The organism is Mesorhizobium sp. WSM4833 (genome assembly GCF_055811095.1).
Genome location: NZ_JBVVQG010000001.1, coordinates 95,328 through 108,415 on the forward strand (window position 1 = coordinate 95,328; position 13,088 = coordinate 108,415).

At 62.7% G+C, this 13,088-nt stretch carries 14 protein-coding genes; 2 read left to right on the top strand and 12 right to left on the bottom strand.

Features of this window, described 5'->3' with window-relative positions; translation table 11 throughout:
- Positions 1 to 25: 25 nt before the first annotated feature.
- Positions 26 to 364, bottom strand: a complete 339-nt coding sequence (gene yajC / locus AC0L2D_RS00515) for a preprotein translocase subunit YajC (protein WP_013531305.1) — start codon at positions 362 to 364, stop codon at positions 26 to 28.
- Between the two features lie 255 nt (positions 365 to 619).
- Between yajC and AC0L2D_RS00520 the strand changes: the two genes are divergently transcribed.
- Complete coding sequence (locus AC0L2D_RS00520) at positions 620 to 1,495, top strand: ATP-binding protein (RefSeq protein WP_024503854.1); 876 nt, start codon at positions 620 to 622, stop codon at positions 1,493 to 1,495.
- 39 nt (positions 1,496 to 1,534) lie between these two features.
- Here AC0L2D_RS00520 and AC0L2D_RS00525 read toward each other — a convergent pair whose 3' ends face one another.
- On the bottom strand, positions 1,535 to 2,356 hold the full coding sequence (locus AC0L2D_RS00525) for a helix-turn-helix domain-containing protein (protein ID WP_473540097.1): 822 nt from the start codon (positions 2,354 to 2,356) through the stop codon (positions 1,535 to 1,537).
- A 113-nt stretch (positions 2,357 to 2,469) separates the two neighbouring features.
- Between AC0L2D_RS00525 and AC0L2D_RS00530 the strand changes: the two genes are divergently transcribed.
- Positions 2,470 to 3,360: an NAD-dependent epimerase/dehydratase family protein gene (locus AC0L2D_RS00530; RefSeq protein ID WP_473540326.1), complete on the top strand. Its 891-nt coding sequence runs from the start codon at positions 2,470 to 2,472 to the stop codon at positions 3,358 to 3,360.
- Positions 3,361 to 3,492: 132 nt separating this feature from the next.
- Here AC0L2D_RS00530 and AC0L2D_RS00535 read toward each other — a convergent pair whose 3' ends face one another.
- The 10 genes from AC0L2D_RS00535 to nagZ all read right to left on the bottom strand — a co-directional run bounded on the left by AC0L2D_RS00535 (position 3,493) and on the right by nagZ (position 12,978).
- Complete coding sequence (locus tag AC0L2D_RS00535; RefSeq protein ID WP_063168116.1) at positions 3,493 to 4,995, bottom strand: peptidoglycan DD-metalloendopeptidase family protein; 1,503 nt, start codon at positions 4,993 to 4,995, stop codon at positions 3,493 to 3,495.
- A 191-nt stretch (positions 4,996 to 5,186) separates the two neighbouring features.
- A complete protein-coding gene (locus tag AC0L2D_RS00540; protein WP_027160428.1) occupies positions 5,187 to 5,846 on the bottom strand; it encodes a protein-L-isoaspartate(D-aspartate) O-methyltransferase in 660 nt (219 codons plus the stop codon).
- On the bottom strand, positions 5,843 to 6,601 hold the full coding sequence (gene surE, locus AC0L2D_RS00545) for a 5'/3'-nucleotidase SurE (RefSeq protein ID WP_024503850.1): 759 nt from the start codon (positions 6,599 to 6,601) through the stop codon (positions 5,843 to 5,845). The genes AC0L2D_RS00540 and surE overlap by 4 nt, the downstream gene beginning before the upstream one ends.
- Positions 6,601 to 7,905: a serine--tRNA ligase gene (serS, locus tag AC0L2D_RS00550; protein ID WP_024503849.1), complete on the bottom strand. Its 1,305-nt coding sequence runs from the start codon at positions 7,903 to 7,905 to the stop codon at positions 6,601 to 6,603. The genes surE and serS overlap by 1 nt, the downstream gene beginning before the upstream one ends.
- Before the next feature lie 341 nt (positions 7,906 to 8,246).
- Positions 8,247 to 9,113 (bottom strand): twin-arginine translocase subunit TatC, encoded by an 867-nt coding sequence (gene tatC / locus AC0L2D_RS00555; RefSeq protein WP_013531297.1) that lies wholly within the window; start codon positions 9,111 to 9,113, stop codon positions 8,247 to 8,249.
- Positions 9,110 to 9,910, bottom strand: a complete 801-nt coding sequence (tatB, locus tag AC0L2D_RS00560; protein WP_473540098.1) for a Sec-independent protein translocase protein TatB — start codon at positions 9,908 to 9,910, stop codon at positions 9,110 to 9,112. The genes tatC and tatB overlap by 4 nt, the downstream gene beginning before the upstream one ends.
- A gap of 30 nt (positions 9,911 to 9,940) precedes the next feature.
- Positions 9,941 to 10,162: a twin-arginine translocase TatA/TatE family subunit gene (locus tag AC0L2D_RS00565; protein ID WP_013531295.1), complete on the bottom strand. Its 222-nt coding sequence runs from the start codon at positions 10,160 to 10,162 to the stop codon at positions 9,941 to 9,943.
- 170 nt (positions 10,163 to 10,332) lie between these two features.
- The gene (gene scpB, locus AC0L2D_RS00570; RefSeq protein WP_275952911.1) at positions 10,333 to 11,100 is read right to left on the bottom strand and encodes an SMC-Scp complex subunit ScpB; all 768 of its coding nucleotides are present in this window, start codon (positions 11,098 to 11,100) and stop codon (positions 10,333 to 10,335) included.
- On the bottom strand, positions 11,097 to 11,897 hold the full coding sequence (locus tag AC0L2D_RS00575) for a segregation and condensation protein A (RefSeq protein WP_013531293.1): 801 nt from the start codon (positions 11,895 to 11,897) through the stop codon (positions 11,097 to 11,099). Before AC0L2D_RS00575 ends, scpB begins: the two co-directional genes overlap by 4 nt.
- 61 nt (positions 11,898 to 11,958) lie before the next feature.
- Positions 11,959 to 12,978, bottom strand: a complete 1,020-nt coding sequence (nagZ, locus tag AC0L2D_RS00580; protein WP_013531292.1) for a beta-N-acetylhexosaminidase — start codon at positions 12,976 to 12,978, stop codon at positions 11,959 to 11,961.
- Positions 12,979 to 13,088 lie beyond the last annotated feature (110 nt).

Consider the following 13,088-nt stretch of genomic DNA (forward strand, 5'->3'; position numbering starts at 1 on the left):
GCGGATCGCTCCGCCTAAAATTGGATTATTTCTTGGCGTTCTGGTTGGCCACCGGCTCGCCCTTGACGCGCACATCGGCGATCGTCGAGCGCAGCGCCGTCACCTTCAAGCCATTGCCGAGGTCGACCTCGAGCTCGTTGTCGTCGATCACCTTGGTCACCTTGCCGACGAAGCCGCCGCCGGTGACGACCGTGTCGCCGCGACGGACCGCGGCCAGCATCTCGCCGCGCTTCTTCAGCTGCGTGCGCTGCGGCCGGATGATCAGAAAATACATGATCACGAAAATCAGGACAAACGGCAAAATGCTGATGAACATGTCGGGAGAAGCGCCGACGCCTTGGGCGTATGCCGGTGTCACGAACATCGAGGTACTCCTGAATTTTGAAAACAGCCGCCAATCTGGCGGCCCCTTGAAATTTGGCCGGAATATAGTCGGTAAAGTTGTCAATGCAACTGCGCGGCCGGCCAAATCGGCTGCTTTTCCGGCCTGTTGAGCCGTGTTAGAGCATGATCGCGAAAAGATCACGCTCGAACAAAAGGTTGCAACCGGTTTTGTATCAGGCGGAATCGGGCAGCTTCACGCCCCAAGACATCAAAAACGCGAAAACAAAAGACAGACATGACCGACAGCAGCATTGAGGCCCTGAACCAGAAACTCGACCGGCTGATCGAAGCAGTGAGCCGCCTCGCTCCGCCGCCGGTGCCTCAAACCGACCTCCGCGAGGCCGATTGCTTCGTTTGGCAGGCCGATCCGGGCTATCTGGAACCGGTGCACAGGGTTAACCGCGTCGACATCGGACTGATCCGTGGCGTCGACCGTGTCCGCGACATCCTTGTCGACAACACCGAACGCTTCGCTGCCGGCTACCCGGCCAACAATGTGTTGTTGTGGGGCGCGCGCGGCATGGGCAAATCGTCGCTGGTCAAGGCCGTGCATGCGGAAATCAACGCCAAGGCCAGGTCCGACCTGCCGTTGAAGCTGATCGAAATCCACCGCGAGGACATCGACACGCTGCCGAAGCTGATGGGTCTGCTGAAGGCGGCGCCCTTCCGCTTCATCCTGTTTTGCGACGACCTCTCCTTCGACCATGACGACACCTCCTACAAATCGCTCAAGGCAGCGCTCGAAGGCGGCGTCGAGGGCCGTCCAGCCAATGTCATCTTCTACGCCACCTCGAACCGCCGCCATCTGTTGCCCCGCGACATGATCGACAATGAACGCTCGACCGCGATCAACCCGTCCGAAGCGGTCGAGGAAAAGGTGTCGCTGTCCGACCGGTTCGGGCTATGGCTCGGCTTCCACAAATGTTCGCAGGACGAGTATCTCGACATGATCGATGGCTACGTCCGCCATCACGGGCTGACAATCGATCCCGACACGCTGCGCGCCGAAGCACTGGAATGGGCGACCACCCGCGGCAGCCGCTCGGGCCGCGTCGCCTGGCAGTTCACCCAGGATTTGGCTGGCCGGCTCGGCAAACCGCTGAAGGACTGATGCGTTGGATAGCGTCGCCAACGCCATCCGATGACAAGATCATTTGGGCGGCTGCGACCGCCGCAAATCACGCGGCGTTTGGCCGATCTCACGCCGCATCCAATGCGCCAGATGTGACTGGTGCGCGAAGCCCGTCAATTCCGCCACTTCGCTTGTGCTGAGATCGCCTTGCTGCAGCAGGACGCGTGCGCGTTCGACGCGACGCCGTAGCACGTAGCGGTGCAGGGTGAAGCCGGTCGCCGCCTTGAACCATGTCCGCAAGTGCGAACTGCTGGCGCCGGCAACCCGGCTCAGTCGATGGATCGAGAGAGGCTCGTGCAGCGCAACCTCGATATGCTCCAGCACGCGCTTGAGCTGAGTATCCGACAACCGGTTCGCGCGATCGATATCAGGTTCATCGAGGCCAAGCAGCCTCACAGCGAGCGCGGCGCCGATGCTGTCGACAAACAACGACCCGCCCGGCGCCTTCGCATTGAGATCGCTCTCCAGTGCTCGCGCGAGGTGTTCGATGCGCTGGTCACGAAGCAGGTGACGTGTGCCGAGCGGCAATGCGCGCGCCTTGCCGCCAAGTTCGGCTGCCACCCTTTCCATCAAGGCCGGTTGTAACGCGATCTCGATCGTGTCGAACGGGGTCTCAGCCTCGAACCCACCCTCCTGACCGGCGGGCACCAGGTCGATATCGCCGGCGCGCCTGACGAAATATCGTCGAACCTCATGGCAGTAGGAGCGCGTCGCGGCACTTGCATGCACCATGATGCGATGGTGTGGCGCCCGGAGCAGACGATGGACCCCGGCTTCGACATGCCGGGAGGCCAATGTTACGTCGGACGGGGATCGGGCCGGGGCGACTTGCGAGAGCATGCTTTCTCGATTCATGGCAAAACCTGTTCAAGACTTGGCAATTCCCGCGCGATTTTCAATGCCGTGGCTATGTACCTACGCCTCTCCATAAAACTTGGATGAGAGGTTATGCCATGAGTTTCTATGTTGTTGTGGGAGCAGGCCCGGTTGGTCGCGAGACCGCGCGGCTTCTGGGCGAAGAAGGCCATGATGTTGTCTTGACGAGCCGGAGTGTCGGTTCGAACGCGCTGCAAAACGTCCGGACCGTGCAGTCCGACGCCACCAATGCCGCGGAACTGGCGCGTATCAGCCGAAACGCCGACGCGATCTTCATGTGCGCCATGGCTGCCTATCACCGCTGGCCGACCGACTTTTTCCCAATCATCGACGGCACCGTGCGGGCTGCCGAAGCGGTCGGAGCGAAGCTTGTGGTGCTCGGAAACCTCTATGGCTATGGCAAAGATGCCGAAAGCCCGCTTCACTCCGACCTGTCTCTGGATCCGACTTCGAAGAAAGGAACCGCGCGGACGATCATGTGGCAGCGGGCGGTCCGTGCGGACGTGCCGGCCGTCGAAGTGCGGTCCAGCGATTATCTTGGACATGGCGCGATCAGCTCTTTCTCACTGGTCGCGCTGCCCTCCATAATCGAAGGGAAACCGACGGCTTTCATTGGCGACCTCGACGCAACTCACGCCTGGTCCTTCACGAAGGACGTGGCCAGGACACTGGTCGCTGCCTCGCGCTACACGGGCGAATGGGGACGGGCGTTCCATGTTCCATCGCAACACGCCCCATCCCGGGAACTCATCCGGGCGACCGCGGCAATGCTTCACCGTGAAATTCCAGGAACACGCTCCTATTCCATCTCCGAAATGGAAGCATTGGGCATGCATGAGCTTATCGAGATGAGCTACCTCTTCGACAAACCCTTGCTGGTCGATTCCTCCGACGCGGAGACGCTTCTCGGCGTCAAGGCCAGCAGCCTTGGCGTCATGATCGCCGACACTCTGCGCGACCATCTTTGAAGCTTGAAGACTGGCGCGTCGCACCGGAACTGAAAAAGCCCGCTCCTTTCGGAACGGGCTGAGCCGGCGGGCCGGACTGGAGGTCAGACGGCCCGCAAATTGCTTTTTTTCTTCTATTCGAAACAGCCCCGACTATTCGAGATAACCGGAGGGATCGACTGGCGCCGAATTCTTGCGCACTTCGAAGTGCAGCTTCGGCGAGTCCGTCGTGCCGCTCATGCCCGACAGCGCGATCTCCTGGCCGCGCTTGACCTTCTGGCCGCGCTGCACCTCGATCGAGCTGGCGTGGCCGTAGACGGTGACCAGGCCGTTCTCGTGGCGCACCAGGACCGTGTTGCCGAATTCCTTGAGGCCGTCGCCGGCATAGATGACGACGCCGTTCTCGGCCGCCTTGACTGGCGTGCCCGTCGGCACGGCGATATCGACGCCGTCCTTGCCCGAGCCGAAACCGGAAATCACGCGGCCGCGCACCGGCCAGCGCATCTTGCCGATGCCGGTGGCGTCTGGCGCGACGGCATCGTCGGCCTCGGCCTGCTGGATGACCTTCGAATCCTTTTTCGGCGGCGTGTAGGACGCCAGCGTTTCAGACGGCGTGGTCTTTGCCGCGGGCTGCGTGGTGGCCGTCGTCACCGGATCGACCTTGGCCGGCTTGGCAGCGGCGACGGTCGCGGTTCCGCCGGCCGGCACCTTCAGGGTCTGGCCGATCTTGAGCAGTCCGTCCTTCATCCCGTTGGCCTGCTTTAGAGCAACGACGCCGACGCCGGTCTTCCTGGCAATCGAAGACATCGTGTCGCCCGACTGGACCGTGTAGGTCCCGGCAGCGCCGGTCGTCTTGGCAACCTGCGGCTTGGGCTCCTTGGGCTGGTTTGCTGCGGCCGACGCGTCGACCTGAGCGGCGGACTTGCCTTCCTTAGGCTTCGGCTGCTGCGGCAGAACGGCGACCTTGTCCGGCGCAGTGGCCGGCAGGTTGTGCTTGCCGTCTTTCGCCGGCTTGGCATCCGCGACCTTCGCCTCGCCTTTGCTGGAATAGGCATAGGCCGGGATGACCAGCTTCTGGCCGGTCTTCAGCCCCTTGGTCGCGCTCAGCCCGTTGACCTTCATGATCACGTCGGACGGCACCTTGTACCGCTGCGCCAGGCCGCCGATCGTTTCGCCGTCCCTGACGACGATCTCGGTTGCATGCGGAGTGCCGGAAGCAGCCACGCGGGGTTCGTCAGGTTGCGAAACCTTGAAAGGCGACGCCGCCGGAGCGACGGTGCCGGTCGTGGTCCTGTCGACATGCGGTGCCGGGGCCAATGCGGTGCGCACCGGCTTCGATGCCGGCGCCTGCTGCGCTTGGGCAACGGGCGGCGGCAGCGGCCGCGTCGAGACCGGCTCGAGGCTGGAGCGGCTGACCGATTGTGTATGGCTGCCATCGATCGGAGCGGCGGCGACATCGCCCGGATAGGGCTGCTGTACGGCATCCTGCTTGTTGATGATGGCGCGCTGATTGTTGGTCGAGGATGTAAAGACGTCGTCGACGCCATTGAACCGCGAAACCTGGGAACTGCACCCCGCAGCAGCACCCGCGACCATCAGAATGGCGCAGCCTCGCGCCAGATTGCGACCGTTTGTCTTCAAAACACTGAGTTGCATCGCACTAACCCGCACATACCCGGTACAAACTAGGCATGATTAAAGCGCGTTAATGTTACTCGACGGTTAACCTCATGGAATCCGACGCAATTTTTCTTAAAATATTAGAGAGCGAGCCGTGCGAAGATTTCGGGTCAGGCCAGCCGGGGTCGAAGACGGGCGCACGACGCGGCCGAACATCGACATCCGCGCTAGATAATAGCGGCAACACCGCGCAGGATCGGCTGCAGGCGAACGAGGCCGATGTCTTCACGCTCGAAGCGGCTGCCGACCTTGGTCAGCTTGGCCAGCACCTGTTCGCCCTCTTCGGGGCCGATCGGAGCGATGACGATACCGCCGCTCGACAACTGGTCGAGCAGGAAACGCGGCAGGCTGTCGAAGGCGGCCCAGGCGACGATGCGGTCAAATGGCCCTTCATTCGGCAGCCCGCCGGAACCATCGGCGTGGCGCACGATCACATTGCCGATGCCGAGCGCCTCGAAGCGCTGCCGCGCCTGCTCGGCGAGCGTCTTGTAGCGATCGGTGGTGATGACCCGAGCGGCCAGCCGCGACATCACCGCCGAGGTGTAGCCCGAGCCGGTGCCGATCTCGAGCACGCGGTTGCCCTGCTCGATGGTAAGTGCGGCGATCACCGCCGCCTGCATGTCGGCGCCTTCGATCGCCTCGCCGCATTCGATCGGCAGCATGCGGTCCGACCAGGCGATCTGATGGAACTGGGCCGCCAGGAAGCCGCGCCGCGGCGTCGCCTCGAAGGCCGCGATCAGCGCCTTCGGCACAGTCCCCCGGCCGCGCAGACGCAGCAGAAAGGCGGCAAAACCTTCGCGGTCGTCGATCGGGAGGCCCTGGTTCATGCGAGCGCCTTGCTCAGTTGGTCACGGATTTCATGGGCGGTAAGGTCGAGCTGCAGCGGCGTCACCGACACCAGCCGGTTGCGCAAGGCGTAGAGGTCGGTGCCTTGCTTGCCTTCGACCGGCTCGCGGCCGAAACGCAGCCAGTAGTAAGGCAGGCCGCGCCCGTCACGGCGCTCGTCGACCCACAGGGAGTGCACGAGCTTGCCCTGCGAGGTGACCACCGTGCCTGCGACTTCCTCGGGCGTGCAGTTGGGAAAATTGACGTTGAGCAGCACGCCGTCGGGCAATGGCGTCGCGACAAGTTTCTTCAGCAGCGCCGGCGCCAGCGCCTCCGTCGTCTCGTAGGGCACGACGCGATCTTCGCCGACATAGCTGTACCCCTGGCTGAGCGCGATCGAGCGAATGCCGAGCAGCGCGCCCTCCATGGCGCCGGCGACGGTGCCGGAATAGGTGACATCGTCGGCGATGTTGGCGCCCGAATTGATGCCGGACAGGATCAGGTCGGGTGCGCCAGGCAGGATCTTCTTGACGCCCATGATGACGCAATCGGTCGGCGTGCCGCGCACGGCAAAATGCTTCTCGCCAATCTTGCGCAGCCGCAGCGGCTCCGAGATCGACAGCGAATGCGCATAGCCGGACTGGTCTTGCTCGGGCGCCACCACCCAGACATCGTCGGACAGCGTACGTGCGACGCGTTCGAGCGACGCCAGGCCCTCGGCATGAATGCCGTCGTCATTGGTCAGGAGGATACGCATTATTTCGCTTCGATCTTTTCCAGACCGCCCATGTAAGGCCGCAGCACTTCAGGAATGGTTACGCTGCCATCCTCGTTCTGGTAGTTTTCGATGACGGCGATGAGCGCGCGGCCAACGGCTGTGCCCGAGCCGTTGAGCGTGTGGACGAAGCGGTTGCCCTTGCCGTCCTTGTCCTTGTAGCGGGCGTCCATGCGGCGTGCCTGGAAATCGCCGCACACCGAGCAGGACGAGATTTCGCGATAGGCGTTCTGGCCGGGCAGCCAGACCTCGATGTCATAGGTCTTGCGTGCGCCAAAACCCATGTCGCCGGTGCAGAGCGTCATGGTGCGGAACGGCAGGCCGAGCCGCTTCAGCACTTCCTCGGCGCATTGCGTCATCCGCTCATGCTCGGCAAGTGAGGATTCCTGATCGGTGATCGACACCAGCTCGACCTTGTAGAACTGATGCTGGCGCAGCATGCCGCGCGTGTCGCGCCCGGCCGAGCCCGCTTCCGAACGGAAGCACGGTGTCAGCGCGGTGTAGCGCAGCGGCAGTTTTTCATGCGCGGTGATTTCCTCACGCACAAGGTTGGTGAGTGGGACCTCGGCGGTGGGAATCAGGCCAAGCCTGCCCTCCCCGTGCGGCGTGAAGAACAGATCTTCCTCGAACTTCGGCAATTGGTTGGTGCCGAACAAAACATCGTCCTTGACCATCAACGGCGGGATCACTTCTTCGTAGCCGTGTTCGGTCGTATGCAGGTCCAGCATGAACTGGCCGAGCGCGCGTTCCATCCGCGCCAGTCCGTTTTTCAGCACCGTAAAGCGCGAGCCCGACAGCTTTGCCGCGCGCTCGAAATCCATCATGCCGAGCGCTTCGCCGATCTCGAAGTGCTCCTTCACCCAGTTCGGCCGCGTCGGTACCTTGCCGACGATGTGCTTGACGACATTGTCGTGCTCGTCCTTGCCGACAGGCACGTCGTCGAACGGTACGTTGGGCAGCACCGCCAGCGCGTCGTTCAGCGCCTTGTCGAGCTCGCGTTCGCGCGCCTCGCCGTTCTGGATGAAGACCTTGATCTCGCCGACTTCGGCTTTCAGCGTCTCGGCCAGGGCGGCATCGCCCGAACGCATGGCGTTACCGATCTCCTTCGACGCGGCATTGCGGCGCTCCTGCTTGGTCTGTAGCTCGGTAACGTGTTCGCGCCGCGCCTCGTCCGAGGCGATCAGCCCGCCGACCGTGGACTGCGCCTCGTCAGCCGACCACGAGCGCTTCACCAGCGCCTCGACAAGGGCCTTCGGGTTGTCGCGAATCCATTTGATGTCAAGCATGGTTTGAACGCTCCGGGGTAGCATGTCGCCCAAAGTGCGCAGCGGTTTGGGACAACGACATGCTTCAAACAAAACTGAAACGCATCGCTTTCAGTGCGATGCGTTCCAGAGGGCGTAAACCGCATCCTCGATCGATGCAAGATGGGGCATGGGGAACGCAAGCATGCGATCACGCTTTGACGCGCTTTCGGCTGAGGGCGGAGGAGAGCCTGAAATGAAAAACCCGCCTCTACGGCGGGTCGCTGGCGCAAGTCGGCACCATACCGAGAATCATAGCATAGCTGCCCTCACCAGGTCAAGAAAAAATTCCTATCGAGGCTGACCAGACGCGGCGGCGCCGTTCAGGTGGAGGACGCGTCCGCCGGCTTCTTCTCGGCGACCTCTTCCGCCGCGTCCTGCTTCTCGCGTGCCACGCGCTGCTTTTCCTGATCGCGCTCGATCAGCCGGGCAGCCCAGATGGAGACCTCGTAGAGAAGGATGGTCGGAATGGCGAGGCCGATCTGGCTCATCGGATCGGGCGGCGTCAGCACCGCCGCGACGACGAAGGCGATGACGATCGCCCATTTGCGCTTCTCGGCCAGCCCCTTGGACGACAGCATGCCGACGCGTGTCATCAGGCTGGTCACCACCGGCAGTTGGAACACCAGGCCGAAGGAGAAGATCAGCGTCATGATCAGGCTGAGATATTCCGACACCTTTGGCAGCAGCGAAATCTGCACCTGATCGTCGGTGCCGGCCTGCTGCATGGCGAGGAAGAACCACATCACCATCGGCGTGAAGAAGAAATAGACCAGCGACGCACCCATCAGGAACAGGATTGGCGACGCGATCAGGAACGGCAGGAAGGCGTTGCGCTCGTTCTTGTAGAGGCCGGGCGCGATGAATTTGTAGATCTGCGTGGCGATCAGCGGAAAGGCGATCACCATGCCGCCGAACATGGCGAGCTTGACCTGCGTGAAGAAGAATTCCTGCGGCGCCGTGTAGATCAACTCGACCTTGTGCGGATCGAGGCCTGCCCACTGCGTCGCCCATTTGAACGGGACGACCAGAAGGTTGAACAGCTTCTTGGCGAAGAAGAAACAGACCAGGAAGGCAACGAAGAAACCGCCCAGCGACCAGATCAGCCGCCGGCGCAGCTCGATCAGATGCTCCATCAGCGGCGCCGACGATTTCTCGATCTCGTCCTTTTCGGTGTCCGAAACGCTCACTTGGCGGCTCCAGCCGTCTTCTTGGCCGCCGGCTTCTTGGCCGCAGCAGGTTTCGGTTCGATTTTCGCCCCCGTCTTGGTCGCTACGGTCTTGGACGCGATCACCTTGGCCGCAGCGGGCGTCTTGGCCCTGGGCGTTTCAGGCATTGCCGCCGTCGCGGGCTTCGCTGGCACCTTGGGCGCAGGCGTGGCCTTAGCGGTGACCGTTTTTGCAGGAGCTTTAGCGCCATTTGCCGAAGCCTTTATAGCCGGCGTCGCCCTTGACGGTGCAGGCTTGGCTGCCTTCTTCGCCGTGGACGCCTTCGGCGCCACGACGGGTGTCGTCGGCACTGATGACGTCACCACCGATTCGTCGGTCATCGCCGGGAAAATCGGCGCTGCCGGCGCTGCTTCCGGTCCGTTGACGCCGGGCATGGTCGTTGCACCGTTCTTCAGCGGCTCGGCCGCCTGCGGGGTCGAAGCGGCTGGCGTTGCCGGATCGGCTACCGGCTTCGGCTTCATCGCCGCGTCGACGCCGGAGCGAACGTCGGCCGCGGCCTGTTCGAACGGATTGAGCTGCTTCCTGATCTCGGCCATCGGGCTCATGCCCCTGAGCTCGTCGACGGACTTCTTGACGTCGTCGAGCTCGGCTTCCTTCAGCGCCTCGTTGAACTGTTTCTGGAAATCGGATGCCATGGCGCGCAGCTTCGCCGTCGTGCGACCGAAGGTGCGCAGCATATTGGGCAAATCCTTGGGCCCGACGACCACGATCATGACGATCGCGATGACCAGCATTTCGGTCCAGCCGACTTCAAACATGACACTCTGTTCCGACTAGAACCTTTGGGCTCAGCTCTTGCTGGCCTTTTCCTTCGCGGCCGCAACGGTCTCGTCGGCACGATGTTCGACGGTGCGCTTGTCTTCGGCAACGTCGTCGTCGGCCATGCCCTTCTTGAAGCTCTTGATGCCCTTGGCCATGTCGCCCATCAGCTCGGGAATCTTGCCGCGGCCGAACACCAAAAGCACGATCACCAGCACGATCATCCAGTGCCAAATCGAAAATGAACCCATAGCAAATCTCTCTCGAATGTTTTCCCTGGCGATGATCTATGCGTTTTCGCGTTGGGATTCAAACACAACTGCGACAGAGTTTATGAAAGGGTGGCGGATGTCACGCATTTTCGACGCGGCGGCCCCGCTACGAATCCGCGCATCCTCGACAGATCGGCCGCCAATGCCAGTCAATCTTCCGTGACGCGCGGCGTCAGCAGGCCGAGTTCCTCGAGATCGATATCGGTCAGCGCATCCTCGTCGTCGGTCAATGCATCGGGATCGGCCGGAGGCTGCGGAATGGAGAAATTCGACGGCATGCGGCCCGAAAGCAGGCCGGCCCCCTTCAGTTCCTCCATGCCGGGAAGATCGCGGATCTCTTCCAGCGCGAAATGGTCGAGGAAGGTCTCCGTGGTGCCGTAGGTGACCGGGCGTCCGGGTGTCTTTCGCCGGCCGCGCATGCGCACCCATTCCGTTTCCAGCAGCGTGTCGAGCGTGCCTTTCGAGGTTTCGACGCCGCGGATGTCCTCGATCTCGGCACGCGTCACCGGCTGGTGATAGGCAATGATCGCCAGCACTTCGAGAGCCGCGCGGGAGAGCTTCCTTTGCTGGACGGTATCCCTGCTCATCAGGAAAGCCAGGTCGCCGGCGGTGCGGAACGCCCAGGCATCGCCGACACGCACCAGATTGACGCCGCGCCGCGCATAGATCTGCTGCAGTTCGGCCATGGCCAGGGCGATGTTGATGCCGTCCGGCAGGCGTGCCGCAAGCTGCTTTTCGCTGACGGGTTCGGCGCTGGCGAACACGATCGCCTCGGCCATGCGCACAGCCTCGGCCAGATGCAGCCGTTCGGCCGGGTTTTGTAGCTGCTGCTCGGCCGGATCCTGGGAAAGCGGGCCCTCTTCGGGTTCATCGCCGATCTTGAACGGGACAACCGAAGCGTTGGCGCGTTCGCTCATGATGCCACCTCGACTGCCTTGATTGTCTGCGTTCGGCCGCGCAGGTAGATCGGCGCGAACGTCTGATCCTGCCGTACATCCATCTTGCCTTCGCGCACCAGTTCCAGCGTGGCAGCGAACGAGCTCGCGATCGCCGTGCGCCGCTCCTCGGGACTGGTCATGTACGCGATCAGAAAACTCTCCATCGTCGTCCAGTCGCTCACGGCTCCCACAAGGCGGGTCAGGATGTCGCGCGCGTCCTTGAGCGACCAGACACCGCGCCTGGCGATGGTCACATTGTTGATCGCCTGCTTCTGGCGCTGCTGGGCATAGGCGGTCAAGAGATCGTAGAGCGAGGCAGAATAGGCGTTGCGCTTTTCGATGATGACCATTTCCGGCATGCCGCGCGCGAACACGTCGCGGCCGAGCCGGTTGCGGTTGACCAGACGCGCCGAGGCGTCGCGCATGGCTTCCAGCCGCTTCAGTCGGAACTGCAGCACCGCCGCCAGTTCCTCGCCGCTTTCGCCCTCGTCGCCTGGCTGCTTGGGGATCAGGAGCTTGGACTTGAGGAAGGCCAGCCATGCCGCCATCACCAGATAGTCGGCGGCAAGCTCCAGCCTGAGCGCCCTCGCCGTCTCGACAAAGGTCAGATATTGCTCGACCAGCGCCAGGATCGAAATGCGCGCCAGATCGACTTTCTGGGTGCGGGCAAGATGCAGCAGAAGATCGAGCGGACCTTCGAAGCCGGCCACGTCGACGACCAGCGACGGGTCGCCGGTGACGCGTGAATCGTCATTTTCGGCCCACAGACGGTCCATCGGTGCGGCCTTCGCGGCCTTGCTTTCCAATGTCTCCGCCACTGCCTGTCACTTTCCCTTGCTATGCCACCGCATCGAAGTAGGTGGCGAATTCGGCGCGTATTTCGGTTTCTTCGACCGTGTCACGGTCCTTTATATAGGTCAGCGCCCGCTTGGCGCGCTCCAGCGACGTGCCCTCAAGCCCAGTGGTGCGCGATGCGATGCCGGCCATCTCCTCGAAAACGCCGTTGCAGTGAAGGACCAGATCGCAGCCCGCCGCAAGGATCGAGGCCGCCTTTGTCGGGAAATCCCCAGAAAGTGCCTTCATCGATGTGTCGTCGCTCATCAGCAGTCCGTCGAAGCCGATTTCGCGCCGGATGATCTCGTCGATGACCTTGCCGGAGGTGGTCGCCGGATTGTTCGGGTCGATCGCGCTGTAGACGACATGCGCTGTCATCGCCATCGGCAGGTGGCTAAGCTCCTTGAACGGGGCGAAATCATGCCGCTGCAGATCACTGAGCGAGGCATTGACCACTGGCAGTTCAAAATGCGTGTCGGCAAAGGCACGTCCATGGCCCGGAATATGCTTCATGACCGGCAGCACGCCGCCCGATATCAGCCCTTCCGCGGCTGCGCGGCCGAGCTCGATCACGGGTCGCGGGTCCTTGCCGTAGGCACGCGCGCCGATGACATCGCTGGCGCCTTCGATCGGCACGTCGAGCACCGGCAGGCAATCGGCTGTGATGCCGTAGCGTAACAGGTCGAAAGCATGCAGCCGCGCCATCAGCCAGGCCGCGCGGGCGCCGGCATCATGATCGTCGCGCCACAGCGCGCCCAGCGCGCCGCCGGCTGGATAGTTCGGCGCCAGCGGCGGCCGCAAGCGCTGCACACGGCCGCCTTCCTGATCGATGAACACCAGCGCGTCCGGACGCCCTATGCAGTCTCGCATCTCGGCGACCAGATCGCGGATCTGTTCGGTCTCGCCGATGTTGCGCGCAAACAGGATGAAGGCCCACGGGCATTCATTGCGATAGAAATTGATTTCTTCGCGGGTGAGCGATTTCCCGGCGCAGCCGAGGATCATGGATTTTGATTCGGTCATGTCGGCAGTTTAGGGCTTTGTGCGATCAAAGGGAATCGCCAGGGATTCATCCAGGGCAACGCCGGATCTGCTTTCCCCATGAAAAAAGCCGGCGCGGTGGACCGCGCCGG

Bases quoted from the DNA above. Each gene is read 5' to 3' on its own strand.
- nagZ (WP_013531292.1), bottom strand. From the start codon at position 12,978: ATGACCGAATCAAAATCCATGATCCTCGGCTGCGCCGGGAAATCGCTC.
- yajC (WP_013531305.1), bottom strand. From the start codon at position 364: ATGTTCGTGACACCGGCATACGCCCAAGGCGTCGGCGCTTCTCCCGAC.
- tatB (WP_473540098.1), bottom strand. From the start codon at position 9,910: ATGTTTGAAGTCGGCTGGACCGAAATGCTGGTCATCGCGATCGTCATG.
- surE (WP_024503850.1), bottom strand. From the start codon at position 6,601: ATGCGTATCCTCCTGACCAATGACGACGGCATTCATGCCGAGGGCCTG.
- AC0L2D_RS00525 (WP_473540097.1), bottom strand. From the start codon at position 2,356: ATGCTCTCGCAAGTCGCCCCGGCCCGATCCCCGTCCGACGTAACATTG.
- AC0L2D_RS00540 (WP_027160428.1), bottom strand. From the start codon at position 5,846: ATGAACCAGGGCCTCCCGATCGACGACCGCGAAGGTTTTGCCGCCTTT.
- AC0L2D_RS00575 (WP_013531293.1), bottom strand. From the start codon at position 11,897: ATGGACCGTCTGTGGGCCGAAAATGACGATTCACGCGTCACCGGCGAC.
- AC0L2D_RS00535 (WP_063168116.1), bottom strand. From the start codon at position 4,995: ATGCAACTCAGTGTTTTGAAGACAAACGGTCGCAATCTGGCGCGAGGC.
- serS (WP_024503849.1), bottom strand. From the start codon at position 7,905: ATGCTTGACATCAAATGGATTCGCGACAACCCGAAGGCCCTTGTCGAG.
- AC0L2D_RS00520 (WP_024503854.1), top strand. From the start codon at position 620: ATGACCGACAGCAGCATTGAGGCCCTGAACCAGAAACTCGACCGGCTG.
- AC0L2D_RS00565 (WP_013531295.1), bottom strand. From the start codon at position 10,162: ATGGGTTCATTTTCGATTTGGCACTGGATGATCGTGCTGGTGATCGTG.
- AC0L2D_RS00530 (WP_473540326.1), top strand. From the start codon at position 2,470: ATGAGTTTCTATGTTGTTGTGGGAGCAGGCCCGGTTGGTCGCGAGACC.
- scpB (WP_275952911.1), bottom strand. From the start codon at position 11,100: ATGAGCGAACGCGCCAACGCTTCGGTTGTCCCGTTCAAGATCGGCGAT.